Below are 26,479 nucleotides of genomic sequence, written 5' to 3' on the forward strand. Positions count from 1 at the left end.
TGCTAATTTAGTGACCAATCATTGGCGCTTGTGGAATTATGCGTCGGTACAATTCCTACGGTACCGGGCTTTGCCATACTCCCGCATACATTGCGTAACCAATCACCGCAAACATAATCCCCAGAACCAGTAGTGTCATTAACCAGCCAGACAACGCAAAAGCTTTTTTATTTGCCGCAGGTTTTTGCAGTGAAAAGGTCAATGTTGAGGCTACCGGACATGACTCTACGCAAGTCATACAGCCGGTACATTCCACTGTTCGTACCTGAATTAATTTATCGACCGGGATCCGCGATGGGCAATTTTTTGCGCATTTGCCACAGTCGATACAACTTTCGGCATTGCGACGAATCTTAAACGGTGATAATAGCGAAACCACGCCCATCAGCGCGCCATATGGGCAAAGATAACGACACCAGGCATGGCGAATAAACAGGCTGGCAATCAGCAAAACGGTCACGCTGATTAATGTCGCGGTCCCCATATGACGAAAGAAATCGAGCATTTTAACGTCCATCACCACGCTGTAGGGCGACAACATAAAATAGTGAATCGCCTGAGCGGGCATCAATAACGCGATATAGAGAAAAAAACTCAACAGCAAATACTTCACGCCGCGCAGAGGAATATCCAGACAGCGGGGAAGGACACATTGCCGACCAAACAGTTTGTTACCGAGATCGCCGATTAATTCAGAAAGCGTACCAACCGGGCATAACCATGAACAAAAGGCCTTTTTTAGTAATAGACTGATGACGATAAAAGCGACCAATAACAGCATCGCGGCGGCGTGGACGGACGGTAACTGGCCTGCTGCAAGGCTATATTTCAGATTCATCAGACCGGCAATCGGTAGCCAGCCTTCGATGCCTCCTGGCCTGGCGACAAATGTCGTACTACCTGCCGTTTCGTAATAGCGCACCCAATACCAGAACGTGATGGCAATATAAATATTCATTGCCAACAGTAATAATTGCGTCGCTTTACGCCAGGTCGTGGCATTGCGCCAGTCATTCCACGGTAATTTGCCGCCCGTCGTGCCTGGCCGCCGCTGCCAGCGGGTTCTTCTTTTCTCTGCCATGATTTTGCCAGTCCGTTAAGTTGCATACCAAATGCCACTATTCTAGTTGTTCTTAACTGGCTGATATTGATTCAAATCGCGTTCAGGTCTTTCTTATTAACCATGCTTCCAGAGCGGCAACACTGCGTGTAATTTCTTCGTGTGGAAGGGGGGCAGATAATGGCTGCTGCTCCAGTTGTGCGCAAAGCTGGCTGGCGCTACGCATTCCCAGACTCGAGCAACTGCTTTTTAGCTGATGTGCGGCACGCTTTATTTTTTCGCTGTTCTGGCTGGCGCGGGCAATGTCGATTTCATCGAGAAGCGGCAGGGCATGTTGTTTAAATAATATCAGCCATTCGTGGATCTTCTCCGTCCCCATCAACTGAGCATCTTCATTGAGTTGCGATACATCCAGCGGTTGATCGTTATTGACTTGTAGTTGGAGATAGTGCGCCAGTAACTGACCGAGCACTTCACGCGGCACCGGTTTAGGGATAATCCCGCGAAATAGCGAACTGGTACGCTGGCGCAACGTTTCGTCGATGACATGAGCGCTAAAGCCAATCAAAACCAGCGACGGATATTGCTGTGCCAGTTGCCGGGCAAGCGTAATGCCGTCGATATCGGGCAGATCAAAATCCACCAGTGCGGCAGCAAACGGTTCGCTATTTTGCAACGTCTCTATCGCGTGCGCGGCATTTCCTACCGCAACGACCTGCGCCTCACTGCTGTTCAACATCTCAACGGTAATCCGCTGGGTTAGCGGGTTATCTTCAATTAACAGCAAACGTAAACCGTCCAGACGCACCGCCTGATTGACTGTTTTTGGCACGGGTGCAGTGGCAACACGTAACGGCAAGCGTAAACAAAAACAGCTTCCAACCTCCGGCGTGCTGGTGGCGCTCAGTTCGCCGCCCATCGCCTGGGCCAGACGGCTACTGATAGTCAGCCCCAGCCCGGTTCCGCCTCGTTTGCTGCTTACCTGAACAAATGGCTGGAAGATTTCTGCCAGTTTCGTGGGATCAATACCGCAGCCGCTGTCTTCCACTTCGACCAGCCATTGCTCGCCATCAGTGCGGCTACGTAAAACGATCTGCCCTTCGTCAGTAAAACGCAGGGCGTTGCTCAACAGGTTGGTGATGACCTGACGAATACGCCGCGGATCGCCCATTAACGCAGTCGGTACATCGTCGGCAATTTCAGTTACCAGGCGAATCGGGCGACCTTTCACCCGTCCGCTCATTAATTGCAGGGTACTTTCCAGCAACGGGCGCGGTTCAAAGGGTTCATCGCTGACCGAAACATTCTTGCCGCCTGCTTCGATAGCCGAATAATCGAGAATATCGTTGAGGATGGTCAGCAACGATTCACCAGAGTCGGTAATTGCCCGCAAATCATCACGCTGGGCATTAAATGCGGGGTTATCTGCCAGCAGTTGCGCGGTGCCAAGAATACCGTACAGCGGTGTGCGGATCTCATGGCTCATCGCCGCAAGAAACGCCGATTTTGCCTGGCTGGCTTTTTCTGCTTCCGCCCGTGCCTGTCGGTGTTCTATCACCAGTTCCTGCAATTCAGCTGTACGCGCTTTGACCTGCGCCGCCAGCTGTTCACGGTGGCGATTCAGTGCATGAACACTGCTGCGAAACGCATCCATCAGCCGCCCGATGGTGTCCAGCTCCCGCACGCCAGCGGTTTCCGGGAAAGGGGAGTTGATATCACCGTCCAGCAGCCGTTGCAGCGCCTGCGTTTGTTCGGCAAGTGGACGCGTGACTGAGCGATAAACCACGCGCCAGAGGATCAGAATCAGTGCGCAAAGTGAAACCATCCCCAGCAATAACAGGCTGTATTGCCCGCGTGCACTGGCTTTTTCCAGATGCGCCAGTCCGTGCTGATTACGCAGCTCAATGGTGTCGACCAGCTGACTGACTTCGCTACTAAACTGCGCGAACTGGGCGATGTTATTTTGGGCGAGAGTTTGCAGGCGATTGCTGATTTCACTGTCCTGCTGATACAGCGCCAGCAAATCGCTATATTGGCTAACGGTAGTTAACGTTGTTGCGACCTGAGCACGAACTCCCGGATCTTCAATGCGTATTTGCCGACGTTGCAGAATTTTCACCGCATTATTGAGCTGGTGTTCCAGCGTTGCTGCATTTTTCTGGATCTGCTCCAGCCCCAGATTCATCACCATTTGCTGCACCCGCAGGGCGCTAAGGCGCAGTTCATTCATCTGGTTAACATACTCAAGATCGATATCAATCAGCCGATCGAGTGCACTTTCTGCGGCCTGACGCTGATCTTGTTCAATCCAATCGTAAATCCCGGCCTGGGTCGCTCCGGCGGAGGTTGCCGCATTATTCGCCTGACCTTGCGCCAGGCGTGCGATTTCATCGGCGGCGGCGACTATCTGCTGACTGAGTTGCTGTTGTTGCTGGCGCAGTTGCAAACGCTGCCCCACCAGCTCCCCTTGCTGACGTAACGAACGGGAGATCTCCTGCTCCTGTTGTTCAATAGCGGTGGTATCAAAACCTTGTTCCCGTAATGCTTGCAGCAACGCATTAATCTTCAGGCTTTGTGCGGTGAGCATTCGCCCCTGCGCCTGCCACATCTTTTCGTTATCGGCACTGGTCAGGTTCTGCGCGGCGAAAAGTTCCCAGGCGCTGGCTTCGCTCAACTGGCGCGCCATATTCATGGTAGGAATCAATGCCTGAGTGTTGTCTTTTTCCACCTGGCTGATAAAGCGCAGGTTGTACCATCCCACCAGGGTACTGGTCAGGGTTAACAGCGCCATCAGGGCAAAGCCCATCCAGAGTCTTCGGGTCAGGGTTAAATTCACGGTCGGTGCACTTAAGGTGAAAAAGGTTGAGTCGCAAAGCGGAATGCATCTAGCATAAAGCCTTATTATTGATGAGGCTATCATGCGCGTACTGCTATTGTTACTTCTTTCCCTTTTCATGTTGCCGGCATTTTCGGCTGATAACCTGTTGCGCTGGCATGATGCGCAGCATTACACGGTGCAAGCCTCTACGCCGCTTAAAGCCAAACGCGCATGGAAACTGTGCGCGCTTTATCCCAGCCTGAAAGATTCATACTGGTTATCGTTGAACTATGGTATGCAGGAGGCTGCTCGCCGCTACGGTGTGGATTTAAAAGTGCTGGAGGCAGGTGGCTACAGCCAGTTGGCTACCCAGCAAGCACAAATCGACCAGTGTAAACAGTGGGGCGCAGAGGCCATCTTGCTCGGAAGTAGCACGACGTCATTTCCCGACCTGCAAAAGCAGGTAGCAAATCTGCCGGTGATCGAACTGGTGAATGCTATTGATGCTCCCCACGTGAAAAGCCGCGTTGGTGTGCCCTGGTTTCAGATGGGCTATCAACCAGGACGATATCTGGTGCAATGGAGCCACGGTAAACCACTGAACGTGCTGTTGATGCCCGGACCCGATAATGCCGGGGGCAGTAAGGAGATGGTAGAGGGTTTTCGCGCAGCCATTGCCGGAAGCCCGGTACGTATTGTTGATATTGCGCTCGGTGATAACGATATTGAAATCCAGCGTAACCTGTTGCAGGAGATGCTGGAGCGCCATCCAGAAATCGACGTCGTTGCCGGAACGGCCATTGCGGCAGAGGCGGCAATGGGGGAAGGGCGTAACCTGAAAACACCGCTTACCGTGGTGTCGTTTTATCTTTCACATCAGGTGTATCGCGGGCTGAAGCGGGGAAGAGTGATTATGGCTGCCAGCGATCAAATGGTCTGGCAGGGGGAACTGGCGGTTGAGCAGGCCATCAGGCAATTACAGGGGCAATCGGTGTCTGATAATGTCAGCCCACCGATTTTAGTTCTGACGCCGAAAAATGCCGACCGTGAACATATCCGCCGCTCGCTGTCGCCAGGGGGATTTCGTCCGGTCTATTTTTATCAGCACACATCAGCGGCTAAGAAATAACCTTCGCCATGTTGCGTCACCAGTAAATCCGCGCTGAGTTTATGGCGTAAACGACGAATTAACACATCGACGGTGCGCAGGTCAGGGTTTTCCACCCGACGCGCAGAAAGCATACGCAGCAGACGTTCACGGCTAAGAATTTCGCCCGGATTCGTCACAAATGCCACCAACATTTCATACTCTGCGCGGGTCAGTTTAATCGGCTCGCCATCTCGCTCCAGCGTATGGCGCGACACATTCAGGCAATAACCGGCAAAGCGATAGCAGTTGTCCTGAGTGTGCGGTTGAGCTTGTCGCGCGAGGTCGATTCGCCAGAGCAGATTTTTCACCCGTACTACCAGTTCGCGCAGTTCCAGCGGTTTGGTGACGTAATCGTCTGCGCCCATTTCCAGCCCAACAATACGGTCAATCCGATCGCTGCGTCCCGTAACCAGAATTATTCCCACCGTTGAGCGTTCTCGCAGGGCGCGGGTTAACATCAGGCCATTTTCATCGGGCAAATTGATATCCAGCAGAATCAAATCCACCGGCTGATTCTGCATAATTTCCCGCAGCCCGGCACCGCTCGCCGTAACGGAAACGGTATACCCCTCCTGAGTGAAGTAAGATTGTAATCGCGCCTGGGTAACCGGCTCATCTTCAACAATAACAATGTGATGTGGCATCAGAGGGTTTTACTCATTCTGTTCATATCTGTTCATATTCTGCCGTAAGCCGTTCATCCTGACCAGTGCCGCTGTTCATATTTGCTCATTAAGATCGCTTCACTAAACCATAATTTTACAGGGGCTATTATGCGGAAACTCTGGAACACGCTACGCCGACCCAGTGCTCGTTGGTCGGTACTGGCGCTGGTCGCTACTGGGATTGTGATTGGCATTGCGCTGATTGTATTGCCACACGTTGGGATCAAAGTCACCAGCACAACCGAATTTTGTGTCAGTTGCCACAGTATGCAACCGGTGTATGAAGAATATAAACAGTCGGTGCATTTCCAGAACGCCTCCGGCGTGCGAGCTGAATGCCATGACTGTCATATCCCGCCGGATATTCCAGGCATGGTGAAGCGCAAACTGGAAGCGAGCAACGACATTTACCAGACCTTTATTGCCCACTCTATTGATACACCTGAAAAATTCGAAGCCAAACGCGCGGAACTTGCCGAGCGTGAATGGGCGCGAATGAAAGAAAACAACTCGGCAACCTGCCGCTCCTGCCATAACTACGACGCGATGGATCATGCGAAGCAGCATCCTGAAGCGGCACGTCAGATGAAGGTGGCAGCGAAAGATAATCAATCCTGCATCGACTGTCATAAAGGTATTGCCCACCAGTTGCCGGATATGAGTAGTGGCTTCCGTAAGCAATTCGATGAGCTGCGCGCCAGTGCTAATGATAGTGGTGACACGCTGTACTCCATTGATATTAAGCCAATTTATGCGGCGAAAGGCGATAAAGATGCCTCTGGTTCTCTGCTGCCTGCTTCGGAAGTGAAAGTCCTTAAACGTGACGGCGACTGGCTGCAAATTGAAATTACCGGCTGGACGGAAAGCGCCGGACGTCAGCGTGTACTCACCCAATTCCCAGGTAAACGCATCTTTGTTGCCTCGATTCGTGGTGATGTGCAGCAGCAGGTGAAAACGCTGGAGAAAACCACCGTTGCCGACACCAATACCGAGTGGAGCAAGTTGCAAGCCACTGCGTGGATGAAGAAAGGCGACATGGTAAACGATATCAAACCGATCTGGGCTTATGCGGATTCGTTGTACAACGGCACCTGTAACCAGTGCCACGGCGCACCGGAAATCTCTCACTTTGACGCTAACGGCTGGATCGGCACGCTCAACGGCATGATTGGCTTTACCAGCCTCGATAAACGTGAAGAACGCACCTTGTTGAAATATCTGCAAATGAATGCGTCTGATACCGCAGGTAAGGCTCACGGCGATAAGAAGGAAGAAAAATAATGAACAATAACGATCTCTTTCAGGCATCACGTCGGCGTTTTCTGGCACAACTCGGCGGCTTAACCGTCGCCGGGATGCTGGGGCCGTCATTGTTAACGCCGCGCCGTGCGACTGCGGCGCAAGCGGCGACTGAGGCTGTCATCTCGAAAGAGGGCATTCTTACCGGGTCGCACTGGGGGGCTATCCGCGCGATGGTGAAGGATGGTCGCTTTGTGGCGGCAAAACCGTTCGAACTGGATAAATATCCGTCGAAAATGATCGCCGGATTGCCGGATCACGTACACAACGCGGCGCGTATTCGTTATCCGATGGTACGCGTGGACTGGCTACGTAAGCGCCATCTGAGCGACACCTCCCAGCGCGGTGATAACCGTTTTGTGCGCGTGAGCTGGGATGAAGCCCTCGACATGTTCTATGAAGAACTGGAACGCGTACAGAAAACTCACGGGCCGAGTGCCTTGCTGACCGCCAGTGGTTGGCAATCGACAGGGATGTTCCATAACGCTTCGGGGATGCTGGCGAAAGCTATTGCCTTGCATGGTAATAGCGTTGGTACGGGCGGAGATTACTCTACCGGTGCTGCGCAGGTGATCCTGCCGCGCGTGGTTGGCTCAATGGAAGTGTATGAACAGCAAACCTCCTGGCCGCTGGTATTGCAGAACAGCAAAACCATTGTGCTGTGGGGCTCTGATTTGCTGAAAAACCAGCAAGCGAACTGGTGGTGCCCGGATCACGATGTTTATGAATATTACGCGCAGTTGAAAGCGAAAGTCGCCGCCGGTGAAATTGAGGTCATCAGCATCGATCCGGTTGTCACATCCACCCATGAGTATCTGGGGCGCGAGCATGTGAAGCACATTGCGGTTAACCCGCAAACTGACGTGCCACTGCAACTGGCGCTGGCGTATACGCTGTACAGTGAAAACCTGTACGACAAAAACTTCCTCGCTAACTACTGTGTGGGGTTTGAGCAGTTCCTGCCGTATCTGCTGGGTGAGAAAGACGGTCAGCCGAAAGATGCCGCATGGGCTGAAAAACTGACCGGCATTGATGCCGAAACCATTCGTGGGCTGGCGCGGCAGATGGCGGCGAACAGAACGCAGATTATTGCTGGTTGGTGCGTACAGCGTATGCAGCACGGTGAACAGTGGGCGTGGATGATTGTGGTTCTGGCGGCGATGCTGGGGCAAATTGGCCTGCCGGGTGGTGGCTTCGGTTTTGGCTGGCACTATAACGGCGCAGGCACGCCGGGGCGTAAAGGCGTTATTCTGAGTGGTTTCTCCGGCTCTACGTCGATTCCACCTGTTCACGACAACAGCGACTACCAAGGCTATAGCAGCACCATTCCGATTGCCCGTTTTGTCGATGCGATCCTCGAACCGGGAAAAGTGATCAACTGGAATGGTAAATCGGTAAAACTGCCACCGCTGAAAATGTGTATTTTTGCCGGAACTAACCCGTTCCATCGTCATCAGCAGATTAACCGTATTATCGAAGGCTGGCGCAAGCTGGAAACGGTTATCGCTATAGATAATCAGTGGACCTCAACCTGCCGCTTTGCCGATATCGTGCTGCCTGCGACCACGCAGTTTGAGCGTAACGATCTCGACCAGTACGGCAACCACTCCAACCGTGGCATTATCGCCATGAAACAGGTCGTGCCGCCGCAGTTCGAGGCGCGCAACGACTTTGATATTTTCCGCGAGCTGTGCCGCCGCTTTAATCGCGAAGAAGCCTTTACCGAAGGGCTGGACGAGATGGGCTGGCTGAAACGCATCTGGCAGGAAGGTGTACAACAGGGCAAAGGACGCGGCGTTCATTTGCCAGCGTTTGATGACTTCTGGAATAACAAAGAGTACGTCGAGTTTGACCATCCGCAGATGTTTGTTCGCCACCAGGCATTCCGCGAAGATCCGGATCTCGAACCGCTGGGCACGCCGAGTGGCCTGATTGAGATCTACTCGAAAACCATCGCTGATATGAACTACGACGATTGTCAGGGGCATCCGATGTGGTTTGAGAAAATCGAACGCTCCCACGGCGGGCCCGGCTCGCAGAAGTATCCGTTGCATCTGCAATCTGTGCATCCGGATTTCCGACTTCACTCGCAGTTATGTGAATCAGAAACGTTGCGTCAGCAATATACGGTAGCGGGCAAAGAGCCAGTGTTCATTAACCCGCAGGATGCCAGCGCGCGCGGTATTCGTAACGGTGATGTGGTACGCGTCTTTAACGCTCGTGGCCAGGTGTTGGCTGGAGCAGTGGTTTCTGACCGCTATGCACCCGGCGTGGCACGAATTCATGAAGGGGCATGGTACGATCCAGATAAAGGCGGCGAGCCTGGTGCGCTGTGCAAATACGGTAACCCCAACGTGTTGACCATTGACATCGGTACTTCGCAGTTGGCGCAGGCGACCAGTGCGCACACTACGCTGGTGGAAATTGAGAAGTACAACGGAACAGTGGAGCAGGTAACGGCGTTTAACGGCCCCGTGGAGATGGTGGCGCAGTGCGAATATGTTCCCGCGTCGCAGGTGAAATCATGACCACGCTGACAGCACAACAGATTGCCTGTGTTTACGCCTGGCTGGCGCAGTTGTTCTCCCGTGAGCTGGACGATGAACAACTGACGCAAATCGCCAGTGCGCAGATGGCTGAATGGTTTTCGTTGCTGAAAAGCGAACCGCCGCTCACTGCGGCGGTGAGTGAGCTGGAAAACCGTATTGCCACTCTGACAGTACGTGACGATGCCCGTCTGGAACTGGCCGCTGACTTTTGCGGTCTGTTTCTGATGACCGACAAACAAGCGGCGCTGCCTTATGCATCGGCCTACAAACAGGACGAGCAAGAGATTAAACGCTTGTTAGTTGAGGCAGGGATGGAAACCAGCGGCAATTTCAACGAACCGGCAGATCATCTGGCGATCTATCTCGAGTTGTTGAGTCATCTGCATTTTTCGCTGGGAGAGGGGAGCGTTCCTGCGCGAAGAATCGACAGTTTGCGGCAAAAAACACTGACGGCACTGTGGGAATGGTTACCAGAGTTTGCTGCGCGTTGTCGTCAGTATGATAGCTTTGGTTTTTACGCGGCACTAAGCCAGTTATTGCTGGTGTTAGTGGAGTGCGACCACCAAAACAGATAACGTCGTTTGTAGGCCTGATAAGACGCGGCAGGCGTCGCATCAGGCATTAGTGCGCAGTTGCCGGATGCGGCATAAACGCCTTATCCGGCCCACAGGAACAGTAATCTTTGTAGACCGGCTAAGATGCGTCATCACATCCGACAAACACACATCACGGGTGAGCCACAAACCGGGAAAGCCGCTGGCGCAGCAGGCGGTTTTCCTGCTTCAGGTGCGCAATATCATCCATTAACGTCAGCGCCACCGCGATCCCCGGCCAGTCCAGAGCCAGTTCATGACGCAGGCGTACCGCGCGTTGCACCACAATGGCGGCATGGTCGTCAAATACCCAGGTTGTTTCCTGGATCTCACGCGGTTCAACCACCCCCAAACCGACAATTTCATTCAACTCCTCTTCAGAGATGCCGGTATGCAGGCAAAATTCGGTAATAGTAAAAGTCACCGTAACATTAGCCATTATGCTTTCCCCCAATCTTTACGTGGTTCAAAAGACGACTGGGCGTCTGCCAGTTGCTGCCACAGCGCGGCAGTGTTTTCATCCGGTTTCGGCGGCATCACGATTTTCAGTACCGCATACAGATCGCCGGTCTGTTTTTTGCTCACCAGACCTTTGCCTTTAACGCGCAATCGTTGCCCGGCCTGGCTGCCAGGCGGGATAGTCAGCAAAATGCTTTCTTTCAGTGTTGGAACGGTGACTTTAGCACCCAGCGCCGCTTCCCACGGGCTAACCGGCACCACAATTTCCAGATCCTGGCCGACAATATCAAACAGCGGATGTGGCGCAATATGAATCACCAGCCACAAATCGCCATTTGGACCGCCGTTTTCGCCCGGCGTCCCCTGGCCTTTCAGGCGGATACGTTGACCATTGCCGACCCCTGCCGGGATCTTCACATTCAGCGTTTTCGGGATTTCCTGTTCGATCATGCCAAAGGCGTTATAAACCGGCAGGTTATAGCTGATGGTACGCTTATGCTCAGTAAGCGTTTCTTCGAGGAATACCGCCACTTCGATTTCAATATCGTGGCCGCGTGTGGCGGGGCGTTGACGGCTCTGGCGGGCATGCTGACCGAAAATTGACGAGAAGATATCGTCAAAATCTTCGGCGTTAAAACTCTGACCGTCTCCATGCTGGAACTGACGGCTAAATTGCGGATCGTTGCGATGTTGCCACATCTGATCATACTCAGCGCGACGTTGTTCATCACTTAACACTTCCCAGGCTTCAGCGACCTCTTTGAAGCGGGCTTCGGCATCCGGTTCTTTGCTGACATCAGGATGGTATTTGCGGGCTAGTCGACGATAGGCGGTCTTGATTGTCTTGAGATCGTCCGTCGGTTTCACGCCCATGATGGCGTAATAATCCTTTAATTCCATAGCGTTATCTCGCGTAAATCAACACAAATTGAAGGAACCCCTGTAAGGTAACTCCTATAAGTGTAGGGTAATCCTCAAAATTTCATATGCCAACACAGAATATGTTATTGAAATCATCGCGGAGAGGAGGTCGCCTCAAAGTGGGGTGCTGAACATATTTTAAACAGGTGAAAAAGGGTGAGCGATTTTTGATAGTTGAACCAGGCACGTTAAGTTTTACTAGTGCGTCATTATTTATTAAATTTTATAGGCGCTATATATGGGTAGTAATATACATGGAATTAGTTGCACTGCAAATAACTATTTGAAACAAGCCTGGAACGATATAAAAAATGAGCACGAAAAAAATCAAACATATTCAATCACGCTTTTTGAAAACACACTGGTGTGTTTTATGCGGTTGTATAAAGAAATCAGACGTCAAAAAGCTGAAGACTACATTCCATGCCTGGAATGCGAATCACTAGAAAAAGAATTTGAGGAAATGCAGAATGATAATGATCTATCATTATTTATGAGAACATTGCGTACTAATGATACACAAATTTATTCAGGGGTTTCAGGAGGTATTACATATACTATACAATATGTTCGAGATATTGACATTGTTAAAGTGTCCTTGCCGGGCAGAGCTTCAGAGTCTATCACAGATTTTAAAGGTTATTATTGGTATGGCTTTATGGAATATATTGAAAGCATTAATGCGTGTGATGATGTTTTTTCTGAGTATTGTTTAGAAGATGAAAATATAAGTGTCCAGCCAGAACAGATAAATACGCCGGGAATATCTGATTTAGATACTGGTATTGATTTGTCTGGTATATCTTTTATTCAGAGTGAAATTAATAAAACTTATGAATTAAAATACGCTCCAGTAGATGGCGATGGATATTGTCTGTTAAGAGCCATACTGGTTTTAAAACAACATGATTATTCATGGGCGCTGGGCAGTCATAAGACGCAAAAGGAAGTATACGAAGAGTTTATTAAAATTGTTGATAAACCAACAATCGAGGCTCTTGTTGATGCTGCATTTTGTGATCTCAGGGAAGATGTTAAGACATTATTTGGCGTTGATCTGCAATCTGACAACAAAATTCAGGGTGTGGGTAGTCTTATGTCATGGAGCTTTCTGTTTTTTAAAAAAGAATTCATTGATAGTTGCTTGAATAACGAAAAATGTATCCTGCATTTACCCGAGTTTATATTTAATGATAACAAGAAGTTGCTTGCTTTAGATACCGACGCTTCGGATAGGATTATAGCGGTGAAGAATTTTCTTGCTGTTCTTTCAGATAGCATTTGCTCATCGTTTATTGTTACCAGTAATGTGGCATCAATCTCCTTGGGGAACGAATCATTTTCAACAGATGAAGACCTTGAGTGTGGTTATTTAATGAATACTGGCAATCATTATGACGTTTACCTCCCTCCTGAACTTTTTGCTCAGGCTTACAAGTTAAACAATCAGGAAATGAATGCGCAACTTGACTATTTAAATCGTTATGCAATTTAATGGCAAAGGCATATGCTAAAAACCATTGTTATTAGTCTCACACTTTTTTATTGTTAAATATTGTCTCTGTATTGGTAACGCCGCAGATATTCTGTTTAGCCACAGGTGCAATTATCAGCGGCGTACGCGAGGCAGGGGCTAATCAGGCATAGTTTGCGTCAAACCTTGCCTGTTTTTGAAGATGTATATAGAAAAACAGGTTTTCAACAAGCCATTTTGCGAACCTGTTCCCGGAAAAAAGTCATATTTCTGTCACACTCTTTAGTGATTGATAACAAAAGAGGTGCCAGGAATGAACAAAACGCTAATCGCCGCAACTGTGGCAGGGATAGTTTTACTCGCTTCAAATGCTCAGGCACAAACCGTACCGGAAGGCTATCAGCTACAGCAAGTGCTCATGATGAGCCGCCATAACTTACGTGCGCCGCTGGCGAACAATGGCAGTGTGCTGGAGCAGTCGACGCCGAATAAATGGCCAGAATGGGACGTCCCCGGTGGGCAACTCACCACCAAAGGTGGCGTGCTCGAAGTGTATATGGGCCATTACATGCGTGAATGGCTGGCAGAGCAGGGGATGGTAAAATCGGGGGAATGCCCGCCGCCGGACACCGTATATGCCTATGCCAATAGTCTGCAACGCACCGTCGCGACTGCACAGTTCTTTATTACCGGCGCATTCCCGGGGTGTGATATTCCTGTGCATCACCAGGAAAAAATGGGCACTATGGACCCAACTTTTAATCCGGTGATCACCGATGATTCCGCCGCATTCAGTGAACAGGCGGTGGCGGCAATGGAGAAAGAGCTCAGCAAACTCCAGCTTACCGACAGCTACCAGCTACTGGAAAAAATCGTTAACTATAAAGATTCCCCTGCCTGTAAAGAGAAACAACAGTGTTCGCTGGTGGATGGCAAAAATACCTTTAGCGCGAAGTATCAACAAGAACCAGGTGTTTCCGGGCCGCTGAAAGTCGGCAACTCGCTGGTAGATGCGTTTACTTTGCAATACTACGAAGGTTTTCCGATGGATCAGGTGGCGTGGGGAGAAATCAAATCTGACCAGCAGTGGAAGGTGTTGTCGAAGCTGAAAAACGGTTACCAGGACAGCCTGTTTACCTCACCGGAAGTGGCGCGCAATGTTGCGAAACCGCTGGTCAGTTATATCGACAAAGCCCTGGTCACCGATCGCACCAGCGCTCCGAAAATCACGGTGTTAGTTGGGCATGACTCCAACATTGCCTCTCTGTTAACGGCGCTGGATTTCAAACCGTATCAGTTGCATGACCAGAACGAACGCACGCCGATTGGCGGCAAAATCGTTTTCCAGCGTTGGCATGACAGCAAAACCAATCGCGACCTGATGAAAATCGAGTATGTGTACCAGAGTGCAGAACAGTTACGTAATGCTGACGCGTTAACCCTTCAGGCACCTGCGCAGCGCGTGACGCTGGAATTAAGCGGTTGTCCGATAGATACCAACGGTTTCTGCCCAATGGATAAGTTTGATAGCGTGTTGAATGAAGCGGTGAAATAACAGAAAACTCCCCCGTTCGCTACGGGGGAGTCGCTGGTTAAACGTTTTTACGTTCGATGGTCTGTTCGCCCCAAAAAAGCGAATCTTTGTCGGTCTTAGCAAAGGCTTTGACTAACACTTCATCGCTACCTTCTTCCCAAATCTTTTCCGCCATTTTTTCGTCGTACCCGGCGACTTCGAAAATGGCCTCGGCTATTTCCGGCGACGTATTGCGCAGAGATGCCCATTCACCGACGTGATGAGCTTTCGCTTCTTGAGTTGGCATGCGTATCCTCCTGTTGAAGATTAGCCGTTAAGTTTAACTGCCAGACCTGCGACATATTCCCCTTGATAACGAGCAATAGACAGTTCTTCCTGGCTGGGCTGGCGTGAACCGTCACCGCCTGCGATGGTGGTTGCGCCGTACGGCGTACCGCCGCGAACCTGTGAAACGTCAAATAATTCCTGCGCTGCGTAGCCAATGGGGACAATCACCATGCCGTGATGCGCAAGGGTCGTCCAGGTGGATGTGATGGTTTGTTCCTGACCGCCGCCAGTACCGGTGGAACTAAAGACGCTCGCCAGTTTTCCGTATAGTGCGCCGGAAGCCCACAGGCCGCCCGTCTGGTCGAGGAAGGTACGCATTTGACCGGACATGTTGCCAAAGCGGGTAGGTGTACCAAAAATAATGGCGTCGTAATCGGCCAGTTCTTGCGGGGTTGCAACCGGTGCAGTTTGCGTTTTACCACCTGCTTTTTCAAATAATTGCGGCGGCATGGTTTCCGGTACACGCTTAACGACAACTTCTGCGCCATCCACTTTGCTTGCACCCTCAGCGACTGCGCGTGCCATCGTTTCAATATGTCCGTACATGGAATAATAAAGCACCAGAACTTTAGCCATTTCTAACCACTCCTCGTGTTATCTCTATTCCGTAGCGATTCGCTACCACTTATTTAAAGATAAGACGTCCTTTTCAGAGTGCAAATTTCACAACCACTTATTTGATTTATAACAACTTTCACAAGCACGTAATTTTGTCGCAAAATGACACATTTTTATCTCATCGCGTTTTTTTAATCATAAGAGCGGCTTATGGATAATTATTGGAGATGATATCTATTCTCGCTAAGAAGCTGTTGCAGGATATTACCAAACGCGGGTCTGCCCACGTCAGTTCACTAAGCTTAGTCCCACGTAGCGAAAATATGGCAGCCGCCATACGCCGCGTTAATTCTATGCAATATGATGTCTATACCCAGACGGAGGTCAGTAATGGCAAACCATCGAGGCGGTTCCGGCAATTTTGCAGAAAACCGCGAAAGAGCATCAGAAGCAGGTAAAAAAGGTGGACAGCACAGCGGGGGTAATTTCAAGAATGACCCGCAGCGCGCATCTGAAGCAGGTAAAAAAGGTGGCAAGAGCAGTCACGGCAAAAGCGACAACTAGCCGGGCTAATCAATGACGAATGCATTTTTTTCTTAAGCTCGTCAAAAAGCCATCACCGCCGGTAACCCCGGCGGTTTTCTGTTTATGGCTCCTGATGAATAACTTCTGGCGGTGGAACGTCAACCAACCTTCTGCTTAATAACGCATTGAGTAAAATCGCGCCAAAGGTTGCTGTACCGATCCCTCCCAACGTAAAACCGCCCAGCGTGAGAGCAAAATCACCCGCGCCCAGCACTAAGGTTACTGCGACCATAATCAAATTACCGTTCTGGCTTAAATCGATACGGTTTTGTACCCAGATCCTTGCGCCTGCGACGGCAATCAGCCCGAACACAACAATTGATGCACCACCAATCACCGCGGCCGGAATGGTATGGATCAGCGCGCCAAATTTCGGCGAAAAGCCCAACAGCATGGCGATGACGGCAGCAGCAACAAACACCAGCGTCGAGTAGACTTTGGTCACGGCCATCACACCGATATTTTCAGCATAGGTGGTGACGCCGCTACCGCCGACAGAGCCGGAAAGCATCGTTGCCAGACCATCACCGACGAATGCCCGTCCCATATACGGATCCATATTGCGTCCGGTCATCCCGGCGACCGCCTTGAGATGGCCTAAGTTTTCCGCCACCAGAATCACCGCCACGGGCGCAATCAGCATCATTGCCTGACCATTAAAAGCAGGAGTGGAAAAATGTGGCAAACCGAACCAGGCAGCATGGCTGACGAGAGTAAAATCGACGGCTTTTCCCAGCCCTAAAACGTTGGTCATCACGCCATACAGCAGACAGGCGACAATTAATCCTACGAGAATCAATAACCGCTGGATCATGCCACGGGTAAATACCGCTACCAGCCCAATACACAGCACCGTCATTACCGCCATCCAGCTATCAAAGGCCGAAGCCGATACACTTTTCACTGCGATAGGCGCTAAGTTCAGGCCAATCGCCATCACCACCGCACCCGTCACCACCGGCGGCATTAGCCGTTCAATCCAGCGCGTACCGATTTTCATCACCACCAGGCCAATGACGGTATAAACCAGCCCACAGGCGATAATCCCGCCCAGCGCAATGCTGATATTCGGGTTAATGCCCTGACCGTTAAAGCCCGTCGCGGCAATCACCACGCCGACAAAAGCCGCGCTGGAGCCGAGATAACTGGGGACGCGCCCGCCGGTAATAAAGAAAAACAGTAACGTGCCGATCCCCGACATCAAAATGGAAAGATTGGGATCCAGCCCCATCAGAATAGGCATTAACACCGTCGCGCCAAACATCGCCACCGCGTGTTGAACGCCCATTATTGCCGTCTGAGCAAACGGCAATCGTTCATCCGGCGCGACCACGCCGCTCTCTGTAGAGGTCGATTTTAACTGCCAGTGAGGAAAACCGAACATTGCCATCAGCTGTCTCCTTAAGGAGGTTAACAAGCAGGGCGCATCAGCGCGTGATAACTGCGATCAAACCACACCAGCCCGTAGGGGGTGGCGTGACGATGAATCGCTTCGATGGCGCAAAACAGAATGTCGTGGGTGCCGACGCTCACCACCTGGCTGATACGGCAGTCAAACGAAACCAGTGCTTCTTCCAGTTGCGGGCATCCGGTCACACCAGTCTGCCAGCGGGCGGCGGCAAAGCGGTGTTCCATGGGCGTTTTGCCGCCAAAAAGGTTTGAAAGCGGCTCCTGCCCGGCGCTAAGTGTATTTACACACAGCGTTCGATTTTCATTGAATACCGGCCAGACGGACGCCCCACGATTCAGGCACACCAGTAATGTGGGCGGCGTATCGGTCACGCTGCAGACGGCGCTGGCGGTGAACCCGGCGCGCCCGGCTGGACCGTCCGTAGTGATGATATTGACCGCCGCGCCTATACAGGACATCGCATCGCGAAAGGTTTGTTGATCGACAATGTTCATTGTTTGCTCCTTACAACAGCCCGCAGGCTTCTTCAAAGGACAGACGTGGCAGGCGCGCAAAAAGTTTGCTGGAATCGCCATAGCCGATATTAATCAGCAGATTGCTCTTCAGCGTGCTGCCCGCAAAAAAGGCGTCGTCAACGTATTGACGGTCAAAGCCCGACATCGGGCCGGTATCCAGCCCCAGCGCCCGGCAGGCGACGATCAGATAGGCCGCCTGCATGGAACTGTTGCGAAACGCTGTTTCTTCGGCAAGTTGTGGGCTGGAGGTAAACCAACTGCGGGCATCGCCGTGAGGAAACAGCTGTGGTAACCGTTCATAAAATTCACTGTCCCAGGCGACGATAGCGGTGACGGGCGCGGTCAGGGTTTTTTGCAGATTGCCGCTGGAAAGCGCCGGGCGCAGACGTTCTTTTCCTTCTGCAGTGCGGATAAACACGATCCGTGCCGGAGAACAGTTAGCTGATGTCGGCCCCCATTTCATCAGGGCATAAATCTCCCGTAACGTCTCATCACTGACGGGTGTCTCCCGCCAGCCGTTGTGAGTGCGGGCATCGGTGAACAGGGTGCTAAGCGCACCTGGGTTAACGGCTTCGTTCATAGCAATTCCTTACAGGTCGGCTTCACGGTGATGTAACAGGCTGGCAAGCCCGTTGAGTAACAGAGCATTAAACGTTTCGGGATCGGTCACGTTGCAGGCGTGTCCGCCATAGCGCATCACCATTTTCTGGCTATCGGGCAGGGCGACATGAAGTTCACTGGAACATGCTGTTGGCACCAGAAGATCATCACTGGCGCAGATGATTTGCACCGGGCAGCGGATGCGATCCGCATGGCGACTAAAGTCAGCGCGTTTGAGGGCGTTAAGTCGACGCAGTAAATTATTTTTGCCCTGAAAATGCGCCAGTGCCAGCGCGTCTTCAGCTTCCAGGCGAGGTGCGCGGGCCGCCATCCAGTCGGCGGGATAGAGGAACAATGGCTGGGCTTCCACCCATGCCTGCGCGCCGCCGCTATGTAGTAACTGCTCGCGAACCTGAAAACAGCGGCGCGTATGGGCGTTTATTCGTAGCCAGCCGTTAACGCTGACCAGCACAGTTACCGACGCGGGATAATCCAGCGCCAGCTGCATTCCCACCAGCGCACCGAGCGCATGGCCGACCACCGCGTAACGCTCAATCCCTGCGGCTACCAGCGCCTGATGCAGTTCCGCTGCCATCTGGGCGATACTGTAATCTTCTGCCAGCGTGTCGGGATTATTGCCGGTGCCGCGCTGGTCGTAACAGACTACCTGATACTCCTGCTCCAGCACCGCCAGTTGCGGTAACCAGTAACTGCCGCTACCGCCAAGACCCGAAATCAACACCACTACGGGCGCATCAGCATAAGGGGGAGGTGAGAGTGAAAGTTTCATCGCGGTCTCACTTGGCGATATGCGCAATTGTGGCGATTTCCACCAGTGCGTCAGGTTTTACCAGTCCGCACTGAATGCAGAATCGCGCCGGTTTATCACCCGGAAAAAACTCGGCGTAGATTTCGTTAATCGCGGCGTAATTTTTCCAGTCGGTAATAAAGATGCTGTTGAAGGTCACGTCCGCCATCGTGCCACCCGCCGTCTCGATCACCTTGCGGATGGTTTCCAGAACGTGGCGGGTTTGCGCCTTTGGGTCATCGGCAAACAGCACGTTATTATGTTGATCAAAAGCCAGCGTACCGGAGACATACACCACGCCATCAGCCAGCGTGCCGGGAACGAAGGGGGCCAGCGGTGCGCTGCTGCCAGCGGGAATAATTACGGATTTTGGCATCGTTAAACTCCTTAAGCGATACGAGCAAAGGACGTGGGAGAAAGCGCGTCGCAGAACGTTTCGACGTCGCTGACCCAGCCAAAAAAGGTTTCGATATTGAATAACGCGGCTTTCTGTGCAAATTCCGGCCCCGCCTGGTGTGTTGCGTCTTCCAACACCACGCCGAAATACTCCAGAAAAAAGCCATCGCGTAGCGTCGATTCGACGCAGACGTTGGTAGCGATACCGGTGAAAACCAGATGGCGTATTCCACGGCTGCGCAAAATGCTGTCCAGCGGCGTATTGAAGAAACCGCTGTAGCGCGGCTTCGGCAGCACAATATCGCCAGGCTGCGGCACCAGTTCATCCACCAGTTGATAATCCCAGGAGCCTTTCGCCAGCAATTTCCCCTGCAGCTGCGGCTGCTTACGCATGGTTTTCAGGGCGTTCGATTTATGAAAATTCGGTGAGCCGGGGCCGCCAGCCTCGACATACTGTGCATCCCAGCCATTTTGAAACCAGATGATCAGCATCCCTGCCGCTCGCGCTGCGGTCACGGCGGTTTGAATGTTGGCAATGACCGGGCGAGTGGTTGAGACATCAAACCCGGCGAGATCTAAGTAGCCGCCTGGCGTGGCATAAGCGTTTTGCATATCCACCACGATCAGCGCAGTTTGCTGCGGATCGAAGGTAATGGCTTCCGGTCGAGCGGTTAAGGTCGTCATCATGCCACCTCCTGAGTCAGCGCAGGGAGATGGGCGCGGCACTGCATCAGTGGTTGAATGCGCTCGCCGAAGTTTTCGATTCCCGACAGAAAATCATCGAAGGTCAACAGCACGCCTTCGGCACCAGGCACGGTTGCGACTTCATCTAACATGCGCGCGACACTGGCGTAAGAACCGACTAACGTCCCCATATTGATGTTTACCGCCGAAGTGGGATCGGCCATCTGACGGACGTTGGTGTCTGTACCGGAGCGGGTATCTTTCTGACTTTGTTCGGTTAGCCAGCTTAAGGCCTCTTCATCCGCGCCCGCTTTGTAGTGTTCCCATTTTGCACGAGCGGCATCGTCGGTTTCGTCGGCAATCACCATAAACAACACATAAGAGCCAACGTCGCGCCCGGTTTGCTCTGCGGCCTGTTTCATCCGCGCAGCGGTCGGGGCGAAAGCCGTGGGTGTATTTACGCCTTTGCCGAAACAGAAGTTAAAATCGGCATACTGGGCGGAGAACGCCATGCCAGCGTCGCTTTGCCCGGCGCAGATCACTTTCATGGGTACGCTCGGTTGCGGACTGACGCGACAATCATTCATGGTGAAAAAATCGCCTTTAAAATCGCTTTTGCCCGTGCCCCACAGGTCGCGCAGCACCTGAACATATTCGGTGAGATAGTCGTAACGACGGGAGAAATAGTCATCGCCAGGCCAGATCCCCATCTGCTCATACTCGGGCTTTTGCCAGCCAGTCACGAGGTTGACGCCAAAACGCCCGCCAGAGATGGAGTCAATGGTTGCGGCCATACGGGCGACGATTGCCGGAGGTAACGTTAAGGTGGCGGCAGTGGCGTAAATCTGAATCCGCGAGGTCACGGCTGCCAGCCCCGCCATCAAGGTGAACGACTCAAGGTTGTGATCCCAGAACTCAGTTTTGCCGCCAAAGCCACGCAGTTTGATCATCGACAGGGCGAAATCGAAATGGTAGTGCTCCGCTTTTTGCACAATGGCTTTATTCAGTTCAAAGGTCGGCATGTACTGCGGCGCGTGGGTCGAAATGAGCCAGCCGTTGTTGCCAATAGGTACGAATACGCCAATTTTCATCATCAACCTCTCTTCGTCTCGTAAAGTGAAAGTCAGACGGGGCGCTGCATCCTGCATATCCTTTTCAGCCGCGTAATGGCTTGTTTGCAAAGCGGATGCCAGTTTTTAAAAAGCGAATGTTATTAATGTGTTAATGTTTGGTTGTCTGAAATATCTGGAAAAAAGTGGACTAAACGGTCAAAACAGTTGCACATAAAACATGCATCCGTGCGCGATGAGAGTGCAGAAGGTCGAGGCCGGGCGGGGGTTTTGCTATCCTGTTGCCAATCTACAAGAGGGGAGAGCGCATGACGCAAGGCGCAGTGAAAATAACGGGTAAACGTTCGCGCGCAGTAAGCGCGAAGAAAAAAGCGATTCTTAGCGCAGCACTGGACACTTTTTCACAATTCGGTTTTCACGGCACAAGGCTGGAGCAGATCGCAGAGTTGGCAGGCGTTTCAAAAACCAATCTGCTGTATTACTTCCCGTCAAAAGAGGCGCTGTATATAGCCGTACTGCGGCAGATTCTCGATATCTGGCTGGCACCGTTAAAAGCGTTTCGTGAAGATTTCGCCCCGCTGGCGGCGATCAAAGAATACATCCGTCTGAAGCTGGAAGTTTCCCGCGATTATCCGCAGGCTTCGCGCCTGTTCTGTATGGAGATGCTGGCAGGCGCGCCGTTGTTAATGGATGAACTGACGGGCGATTTGAAGGCATTAATTGATGAGAAATCCGCGCTGATTGCCGGTTGGGTAAAAAGCGGCAAACTCGCGCCGATTGACCCGCAGCATTTGATTTTTATGATTTGGGCTTCCACTCAACATTACGCCGATTTCGCCCCTCAGGTGGAGGCGGTGACAGGCGCGACGTTGCGCGATGAGGTATTTTTCAATCAAACGGTTGAAAACGTGCAGCGGATTATTATTGAGGGGATTCGACCACGCTAATGATGCCGGAGGAGGTTGTAACATCCTCCGGCTACCTGTTTAACCGATCGTCATTAAACTAGCGTTACCGCCAGCGGCAGCGGTATTCACACTCAGCGAACGTTCGATATACAGCCGTTCCAGCAGGATATTGCTTTCGCCACGGGCAAAACCCTGCACCGAAACAATTGCGCCATCCCGCGCGGCAACGGCTTCACACAATGCGCGAAGCTGATCCGAATCACCGTGGAAGATCACCGCATCAAAGGGTTGAGCGGTTATATTTTCCGCTTTCGCCAGTTGAATACGTTCGCTGACTGCGGATGGCAATGCCTTCACTAACTGATGATGCAGCGTGTCATCCGGCCACAGTACCTGGCTGCCCACCGCCAGCACGGCGGCGAGCTGAGTCAGCGCATCCTGTTCATCATCCGCGATACACAATACGCGCTCACGCGGCAGCAGCGTCCAGGTGTTGCGTTCACCCGTCGGCCCTGGCAGCAATCGTTGTGTTCCTGCCTGCGCCAGCTCGCCATATTGCGTACATAACGCCTGCAATTCTGGACGATTTGCTGCCCATTCCCGCAGTGCATTTAGCGGCTGAGTCAATGCGGCTTTCAACTGCGCATCGACCGGATACTCTGCATCCTGACGCGCGAGCGTCACCGCCAGCGCACTTTCCGGGCGATTCGCCAGCAGACGGTAGAGATAGAGTGGACCGCCTGCTTTCGGCCCGGTGCCAGACAACCCTTCGCCGCCGAACGGCTGCACCCCAACCACTGCGCCCACCATATTACGGTTAACATACAGGTTACCAACATGCGCCGAGCCAGTGACCTGGGCGATGGTTTCATCAATGCGCGTATGGACGCCAAGCGTCAGACCATAACCGGAAGCGTTAATCTGCTCGATCAGCGCCGGCAGCTGGTTACGGTTATAACGCACCACATGCAGCACCGGACCAAAGACCTCTTTTTGCAATTCGGCAAAATCATCCAGTTCGATCAGCGTCGGAGCGACAAAGGTGCCGCTTTGCCATTCACGGGTATCTTCGCTGTTTTCCCGCACCGCCTGGAACACCTGACGGCCTTTACTACGCATGGTCTGAATATGACGCTCGATATTGGCTTTCGCTTCGCTATCAATCACCGGACCGATATCGGTGGTCAGGCGACCCGGATTACCCATCCGGCATTCGGCCATTGCGCCGCGCAGCATTTTCAGCGTGTGGTCGGCAATCTCATCTTGCAGGCACAGCACGCGCAGTGCCGAACAACGCTGACCTGCACTGTCGAACGCCGAGGCCAGCACATCTATTACGACTTGTTCGGTCAGTGCTGAAGAATCGACAATCATCGCGTTCATGCCGCCGGTTTCAGCGATGAGCGGAATAGGGCGACCCTGAGCGTCCAGGCGGCTGGCGATATTGCGCTGCAGTAACGTAGCGACTTCGGTTGAACCGGTAAACATCACCCCGCGCACGCGATCATCACCCGTCAGTTGCGCGCCCACGGTTTCACCCCGACCGGGCAGCAATTGCACCACGCCTGGCGGTACACCCGCTTCCAGCAAAATGGCGATCCCTTGCGCGGCAATCAGCGGCGTTTGTTCTGCCGGTTTTGCCAGCACGCTGTTACCTGCCGCCAGTGCGGCAGCGATCTGTCCGGTGAAAATCGCCAGCGGGAAGTTCCACGGACTGATACATACCACAGGCCCTAATGGACGGTGGGTTTCGTTAGCGAAATCATCCCGCACCTGTCCGGCATAGTAGTGGAGAAAATCGACCGCTTCGCGCACTTCGGCAATGGCGTTACTGAAGGTTTTTCCGGCTTCACGCACCAGAATACCAATCAGTTGCTGCATCTGGCTTTCCATTAGCACGGCAGCGCGATGCAAAATTGCCGCGCGTTCAGCCGGAGGAGTGGCAAACCAGATTGGCGCGTTATTAACCGCACTTTCCAGCGCCTGTTCTACTTCACGCGGCGTGGCTTCACGCACATAGCCCACAATATCTTTCGGTTCCGCAGGGTTAATAACGGGCGACATCTCACCTGCCGCTACCGGTTGTTCCAGCATTGGCAAGGACTGCCATTTTTGCAGTGCACTATTGAGCAGGGCTGAAGAGAGCGAGGCCAGACGGTGTTCGTTAGCGAGATCCAGCCCTGCCGAGTTGTCGCGCCCGTGACCGTAAAGATCGCGCGGCAGGGGAATTTTCGGATGCGGTAATCCAGTTTGCCCTTCCTGTTGCGCCAGTTTTTCTACAGCAGTGACTGGATCGGCGACCAGTTCATCCAGTGGCAAAGAGGTGTCGGCAATACGGTTAACAAACGAGGTGTTAGCACCGTTTTCCAGCAGGCGGCGCACCAGATACGCCAGCAGCGTTTCATGTGTACCGACCGGAGCATAAATACGACACGGACGGTTAAGTTTGCCGTCGGCAACTTTCCCGGTGACCTGCTCATACAGTGGTTCGCCCATACCATGCAGGCACTGGAACTCGTACTGACCCGGGTAGTAGTTTTGACCCGCCAGTTGATAAATTGCCGCCAGCGTATGGGCGTTGTGCGTCGCGAACTGCGGGTAGATTAAATTCGGCACCGCCAGCAGTTTTTTCGCACAGGCAAGATAAGAAACGTCGGTATACACCTTGCGGGTATAAACCGGATAACCTTCAAGGCCGTCCATCTGTGCACGCTTGATTTCACTATCCCAGTACGCGCCTTTCACCAGGCGAATCATCAGACGGCGACGGCTGCGGGTGGCGAGATCAATCAGGTAATCGATCACCAACGGGCAGCGTTTTTGATAAGCCTGAATAACAAAACCGATGCCGTTCCAGCCTGCCAGTTCCGGCTCGAAACAGAGTTTTTCCAGCAGATCGAGGGAGATCTCCAGACGATCGGCCTCTTCGGCATCGATGTTAATACCAATATCGTACTGACGCGCCAGCAGGGTGAGTGATTTCAGACGTGGGTAAAGCTCTTCCATTACCCGGTCATACTGGGCGCGGCTGTAACGCGGATGCAGCGCCGACAGCTTGATTGAAATGCCCGGACCTTCATAGATGCCACGACCATTGGACGCTTTACCAATGGCGTGAATCGCCTGCTGATAGGAAACCATATACGCTTGTGCATCTGCGGCAGTCAGTGCGGCTTCGCCCAGCATATCGTAAGAGTAACGGAAACCTTTCTCTTCCAGTTTGCGGGCATTGGCTAACGCTTCCGCGATGGTTTCGCCCGTGACGAACTGCTCGCCCATCAGGCGCATCGCCATATCCACACCTTTGCGGATCAGCGGTTCACCGCTCTTACCGATAATGCGGTTCAGCGAGCGGGAGAGGCTGGCTTCGTTATGGGTGGAAACCAGTTTGCCGGTAAACAGCAGCCCCCAGGTGGCGGCATTAACAAACAAAGACGGGCTACGACCAATGTGTGACTGCCAGTTACCGTTGCTGATTTTGTCGCGAATTAACGCGTCCCGGGTGGCTTTGTCGGGAATACGCAACAACGCTTCTGCCAGACACATCAGCGCCACGCCTTCCTGCGATGACAGCGAAAACTCCTGCAATAACCCCTGGACCATACCTGCGCGACCACTGGCATTTTTTTGATTACGCAGTTTATCGGCCAGTTGATACGCCAGTTTATGCGCCTGTTCAGCAACTGGTTGCGGCAGGCGGGCTTGTTCCAGCAGCATCGAAACCGCTTCGGTTTCCGGGCGGCGATAGGCCGCGGTGATCGCGGCGCGGGAAACCGACTGGGGCAAAATTTGCTCGGCAAAGTCGAGGAAAGGCTGGTGTGGTTCCTCTGCCGGAGTCGGTGCTTCATCGCTCTCATTGGCCGCGCCAGAAAGCAGCGCAGGTAGCTCCGGAAGAGTATCGCTGTTTTCCAGTTGTTCAAGATAAGAAAAAATCGCCTGCTTAATTAACCAGTGTGGCGTGCGATCGATACGTGTCGCGGCAGACTTAATACGCTCACGCGTCGCGTCGTCCAGCTTAACCCCCATGGTGGTGGTTCCCATGCCATTACTCCTGTTGTTCTGAAAGGTGCAACTTAACGTTATCGTGAAATATCC

The 26,479-nt window shown here is 52.5% G+C and carries 22 protein-coding genes and 1 pseudogene; 8 read left to right on the plus strand and 15 right to left on the minus strand.

What is annotated here, in order from left to right:
* Positions 1 to 55: 55 nt before the first annotated feature.
* Positions 56 to 1,081 (minus strand): 4Fe-4S binding protein, encoded by a 1,026-nt coding sequence (locus ACJHX7_RS01305; RefSeq protein ID WP_410231510.1) that lies wholly within the window; start codon positions 1,079 to 1,081, stop codon positions 56 to 58.
* A gap of 71 nt (positions 1,082 to 1,152) precedes the next feature.
* Positions 1,153 to 3,896, minus strand: a pseudogene (torS, locus tag ACJHX7_RS01310) (TMAO reductase system sensor histidine kinase/response regulator TorS).
* Between the two features lie 82 nt (positions 3,897 to 3,978).
* Here torS and torT point away from each other — a divergent pair.
* Entirely contained in the window at positions 3,979 to 5,007 is a 1,029-nt protein-coding gene (gene torT / locus ACJHX7_RS01315; RefSeq protein ID WP_094029812.1) for a TMAO reductase system periplasmic protein TorT, read from the plus strand.
* On the opposite strand, the gene torR is transcribed toward torT, so the two are convergent.
* On the minus strand, positions 4,980 to 5,672 hold the full coding sequence (gene torR, locus ACJHX7_RS01320) for a two-component system response regulator TorR (protein WP_001120112.1): 693 nt from the start codon (positions 5,670 to 5,672) through the stop codon (positions 4,980 to 4,982). The genes torT and torR overlap by 28 nt on opposite strands.
* Positions 5,673 to 5,801: 129 nt before the next feature.
* Here torR and torC point away from each other — a divergent pair, with 129 nt between their 5' ends.
* Genes torC through torD form a run of 3 tightly spaced genes read left to right on the plus strand, consistent with a single transcriptional unit; the run spans position 5,802 to position 10,116 of the window.
* Positions 5,802 to 6,974 (plus strand): pentaheme c-type cytochrome TorC, encoded by a 1,173-nt coding sequence (gene torC, locus ACJHX7_RS01325; RefSeq protein ID WP_094029811.1) that lies wholly within the window; start codon positions 5,802 to 5,804, stop codon positions 6,972 to 6,974.
* Positions 6,974 to 9,520, plus strand: a complete 2,547-nt coding sequence (torA, locus tag ACJHX7_RS01330) for a trimethylamine-N-oxide reductase TorA (protein WP_094029810.1) — start codon at positions 6,974 to 6,976, stop codon at positions 9,518 to 9,520. The genes torC and torA overlap by 1 nt, the downstream gene beginning before the upstream one ends.
* On the plus strand, positions 9,517 to 10,116 hold the full coding sequence (gene torD / locus ACJHX7_RS01335; protein WP_032171088.1) for a molecular chaperone TorD: 600 nt from the start codon (positions 9,517 to 9,519) through the stop codon (positions 10,114 to 10,116). Before torA ends, torD begins: the two co-directional genes overlap by 4 nt.
* A gap of 151 nt (positions 10,117 to 10,267) precedes the next feature.
* Here the strand turns inward: torD and cbpM are convergent, their stop codons facing one another.
* Positions 10,268 to 10,573 (minus strand): chaperone modulator CbpM, encoded by a 306-nt coding sequence (gene cbpM, locus ACJHX7_RS01340; protein WP_000024560.1) that lies wholly within the window; start codon positions 10,571 to 10,573, stop codon positions 10,268 to 10,270.
* Positions 10,573 to 11,493 carry a curved DNA-binding protein gene (gene cbpA / locus ACJHX7_RS01345; RefSeq protein WP_000420642.1) on the minus strand — a complete coding sequence of 307 codons (921 nt, stop codon included), beginning with the start codon at positions 11,491 to 11,493 and terminating at the stop codon, positions 10,573 to 10,575. The genes cbpM and cbpA overlap by 1 nt, the downstream gene beginning before the upstream one ends.
* A gap of 259 nt (positions 11,494 to 11,752) precedes the next feature.
* On the opposite strand from cbpA, the gene ACJHX7_RS01350 reads away from it, so the two are divergent.
* On the plus strand, positions 11,753 to 13,009 hold the full coding sequence (locus tag ACJHX7_RS01350; protein WP_032171089.1) for a YccE family protein: 1,257 nt from the start codon (positions 11,753 to 11,755) through the stop codon (positions 13,007 to 13,009).
* 292 nt (positions 13,010 to 13,301) lie between these two features.
* Entirely contained in the window at positions 13,302 to 14,543 is a 1,242-nt protein-coding gene (gene agp / locus ACJHX7_RS01355) for a bifunctional glucose-1-phosphatase/inositol phosphatase (RefSeq protein ID WP_022645494.1), read from the plus strand.
* Between the two features lie 37 nt (positions 14,544 to 14,580).
* On the opposite strand, the gene ACJHX7_RS01360 is transcribed toward agp, so the two are convergent.
* Positions 14,581 to 14,808, minus strand: coding sequence for a YccJ family protein (locus ACJHX7_RS01360; RefSeq protein ID WP_001143120.1), 228 nt, complete (start codon positions 14,806 to 14,808; stop codon positions 14,581 to 14,583).
* A 20-nt stretch (positions 14,809 to 14,828) separates the two neighbouring features.
* Positions 14,829 to 15,425: an NAD(P)H:quinone oxidoreductase gene (wrbA, locus tag ACJHX7_RS01365; protein ID WP_001151437.1), complete on the minus strand. Its 597-nt coding sequence runs from the start codon at positions 15,423 to 15,425 to the stop codon at positions 14,829 to 14,831.
* A 372-nt stretch (positions 15,426 to 15,797) separates the two neighbouring features.
* On the opposite strand from wrbA, the gene ACJHX7_RS01370 reads away from it, so the two are divergent.
* Entirely contained in the window at positions 15,798 to 15,971 is a 174-nt protein-coding gene (locus ACJHX7_RS01370; RefSeq protein ID WP_032171091.1) for a general stress protein, read from the plus strand.
* An 82-nt stretch (positions 15,972 to 16,053) separates the two neighbouring features.
* Here ACJHX7_RS01370 and rutG read toward each other — a convergent pair whose 3' ends face one another.
* The 7 genes from rutG to rutA are packed head-to-tail and all read right to left on the minus strand — an operon-like array spanning position 16,054 to position 21,497.
* Complete coding sequence (gene rutG, locus ACJHX7_RS01375) at positions 16,054 to 17,382, minus strand: pyrimidine utilization transport protein G (RefSeq protein WP_001240610.1); 1,329 nt, start codon at positions 17,380 to 17,382, stop codon at positions 16,054 to 16,056.
* A 20-nt stretch (positions 17,383 to 17,402) separates the two neighbouring features.
* The gene (gene rutF, locus ACJHX7_RS01380) at positions 17,403 to 17,897 is read right to left on the minus strand and encodes an NADH-dependent FMN reductase RutF (RefSeq protein ID WP_001028079.1); all 495 of its coding nucleotides are present in this window, start codon (positions 17,895 to 17,897) and stop codon (positions 17,403 to 17,405) included.
* A 10-nt stretch (positions 17,898 to 17,907) separates the two neighbouring features.
* Positions 17,908 to 18,498 carry a malonic semialdehyde reductase gene (locus ACJHX7_RS01385; protein ID WP_094029809.1) on the minus strand — a complete coding sequence of 197 codons (591 nt, stop codon included), beginning with the start codon at positions 18,496 to 18,498 and terminating at the stop codon, positions 17,908 to 17,910.
* Positions 18,499 to 18,507: 9 nt separating this feature from the next.
* The gene (gene rutD / locus ACJHX7_RS01390; RefSeq protein ID WP_094029808.1) at positions 18,508 to 19,308 is read right to left on the minus strand and encodes a pyrimidine utilization protein D; all 801 of its coding nucleotides are present in this window, start codon (positions 19,306 to 19,308) and stop codon (positions 18,508 to 18,510) included.
* Between the two features lie 7 nt (positions 19,309 to 19,315).
* Entirely contained in the window at positions 19,316 to 19,702 is a 387-nt protein-coding gene (gene rutC, locus ACJHX7_RS01395; RefSeq protein ID WP_001126780.1) for a 3-aminoacrylate deaminase, read from the minus strand.
* Between the two features lie 11 nt (positions 19,703 to 19,713).
* Positions 19,714 to 20,406 carry a peroxyureidoacrylate/ureidoacrylate amidohydrolase RutB gene (rutB, locus tag ACJHX7_RS01400; protein WP_024175781.1) on the minus strand — a complete coding sequence of 231 codons (693 nt, stop codon included), beginning with the start codon at positions 20,404 to 20,406 and terminating at the stop codon, positions 19,714 to 19,716.
* Positions 20,406 to 21,497 (minus strand): pyrimidine utilization protein A, encoded by a 1,092-nt coding sequence (gene rutA, locus ACJHX7_RS01405; RefSeq protein ID WP_122992039.1) that lies wholly within the window; start codon positions 21,495 to 21,497, stop codon positions 20,406 to 20,408. Before rutA ends, rutB begins: the two co-directional genes overlap by 1 nt.
* A 287-nt stretch (positions 21,498 to 21,784) precedes the next feature.
* On the opposite strand from rutA, the gene rutR reads away from it, so the two are divergent.
* Positions 21,785 to 22,423 (plus strand): HTH-type transcriptional regulator RutR, encoded by a 639-nt coding sequence (rutR, locus tag ACJHX7_RS01410; RefSeq protein WP_001571240.1) that lies wholly within the window; start codon positions 21,785 to 21,787, stop codon positions 22,421 to 22,423.
* 39 nt (positions 22,424 to 22,462) lie between these two features.
* On the opposite strand, the gene putA is transcribed toward rutR, so the two are convergent.
* Entirely contained in the window at positions 22,463 to 26,425 is a 3,963-nt protein-coding gene (putA, locus tag ACJHX7_RS01415; RefSeq protein ID WP_001571241.1) for a trifunctional transcriptional regulator/proline dehydrogenase/L-glutamate gamma-semialdehyde dehydrogenase, read from the minus strand.
* Positions 26,426 to 26,479 lie beyond the last annotated feature (54 nt).

Origin of the sequence: Escherichia sp. WS1451 (genome assembly GCF_046487365.1) — a bacterium.
Classification (GTDB): Bacteria; Pseudomonadota; Gammaproteobacteria; order Enterobacterales; family Enterobacteriaceae; genus Escherichia; species Escherichia coli.

Coding starts and splice junctions, on each gene's coding strand:
- ACJHX7_RS01305 (WP_410231510.1), bottom strand. CDS start 1,081: ATGGCAGAGAAAAGAAGAACCCGCTGGCAGCGGCGGCCAGGCACGACG.
- torT (WP_094029812.1), top strand. CDS start 3,979: ATGCGCGTACTGCTATTGTTACTTCTTTCCCTTTTCATGTTGCCGGCA.
- torR (WP_001120112.1), bottom strand. CDS start 5,672: ATGCCACATCACATTGTTATTGTTGAAGATGAGCCGGTTACCCAGGCG.
- torC (WP_094029811.1), top strand. CDS start 5,802: ATGCGGAAACTCTGGAACACGCTACGCCGACCCAGTGCTCGTTGGTCG.
- torA (WP_094029810.1), top strand. CDS start 6,974: ATGAACAATAACGATCTCTTTCAGGCATCACGTCGGCGTTTTCTGGCA.
- torD (WP_032171088.1), top strand. CDS start 9,517: ATGACCACGCTGACAGCACAACAGATTGCCTGTGTTTACGCCTGGCTG.
- cbpM (WP_000024560.1), bottom strand. CDS start 10,573: ATGGCTAATGTTACGGTGACTTTTACTATTACCGAATTTTGCCTGCAT.
- cbpA (WP_000420642.1), bottom strand. CDS start 11,493: ATGGAATTAAAGGATTATTACGCCATCATGGGCGTGAAACCGACGGAC.
- ACJHX7_RS01350 (WP_032171089.1), top strand. CDS start 11,753: ATGGGTAGTAATATACATGGAATTAGTTGCACTGCAAATAACTATTTG.
- agp (WP_022645494.1), top strand. CDS start 13,302: ATGAACAAAACGCTAATCGCCGCAACTGTGGCAGGGATAGTTTTACTC.
- ACJHX7_RS01360 (WP_001143120.1), bottom strand. CDS start 14,808: ATGCCAACTCAAGAAGCGAAAGCTCATCACGTCGGTGAATGGGCATCT.
- wrbA (WP_001151437.1), bottom strand. CDS start 15,425: ATGGCTAAAGTTCTGGTGCTTTATTATTCCATGTACGGACATATTGAA.
- ACJHX7_RS01370 (WP_032171091.1), top strand. CDS start 15,798: ATGGCAAACCATCGAGGCGGTTCCGGCAATTTTGCAGAAAACCGCGAA.
- rutG (WP_001240610.1), bottom strand. CDS start 17,382: ATGGCAATGTTCGGTTTTCCTCACTGGCAGTTAAAATCGACCTCTACA.
- rutF (WP_001028079.1), bottom strand. CDS start 17,897: ATGAACATTGTCGATCAACAAACCTTTCGCGATGCGATGTCCTGTATA.
- ACJHX7_RS01385 (WP_094029809.1), bottom strand. CDS start 18,498: ATGAACGAAGCCGTTAACCCAGGTGCGCTTAGCACCCTGTTCACCGAT.
- rutD (WP_094029808.1), bottom strand. CDS start 19,308: ATGAAACTTTCACTCTCACCTCCCCCTTATGCTGATGCGCCCGTAGTG.
- rutC (WP_001126780.1), bottom strand. CDS start 19,702: ATGCCAAAATCCGTAATTATTCCCGCTGGCAGCAGCGCACCGCTGGCC.
- rutB (WP_024175781.1), bottom strand. CDS start 20,406: ATGACGACCTTAACCGCTCGACCGGAAGCCATTACCTTCGATCCGCAG.
- rutA (WP_122992039.1), bottom strand. CDS start 21,497: ATGAAAATTGGCGTATTCGTACCTATTGGCAACAACGGCTGGCTCATT.
- rutR (WP_001571240.1), top strand. CDS start 21,785: ATGACGCAAGGCGCAGTGAAAATAACGGGTAAACGTTCGCGCGCAGTA.
- putA (WP_001571241.1), bottom strand. CDS start 26,425: ATGGGAACCACCACCATGGGGGTTAAGCTGGACGACGCGACGCGTGAG.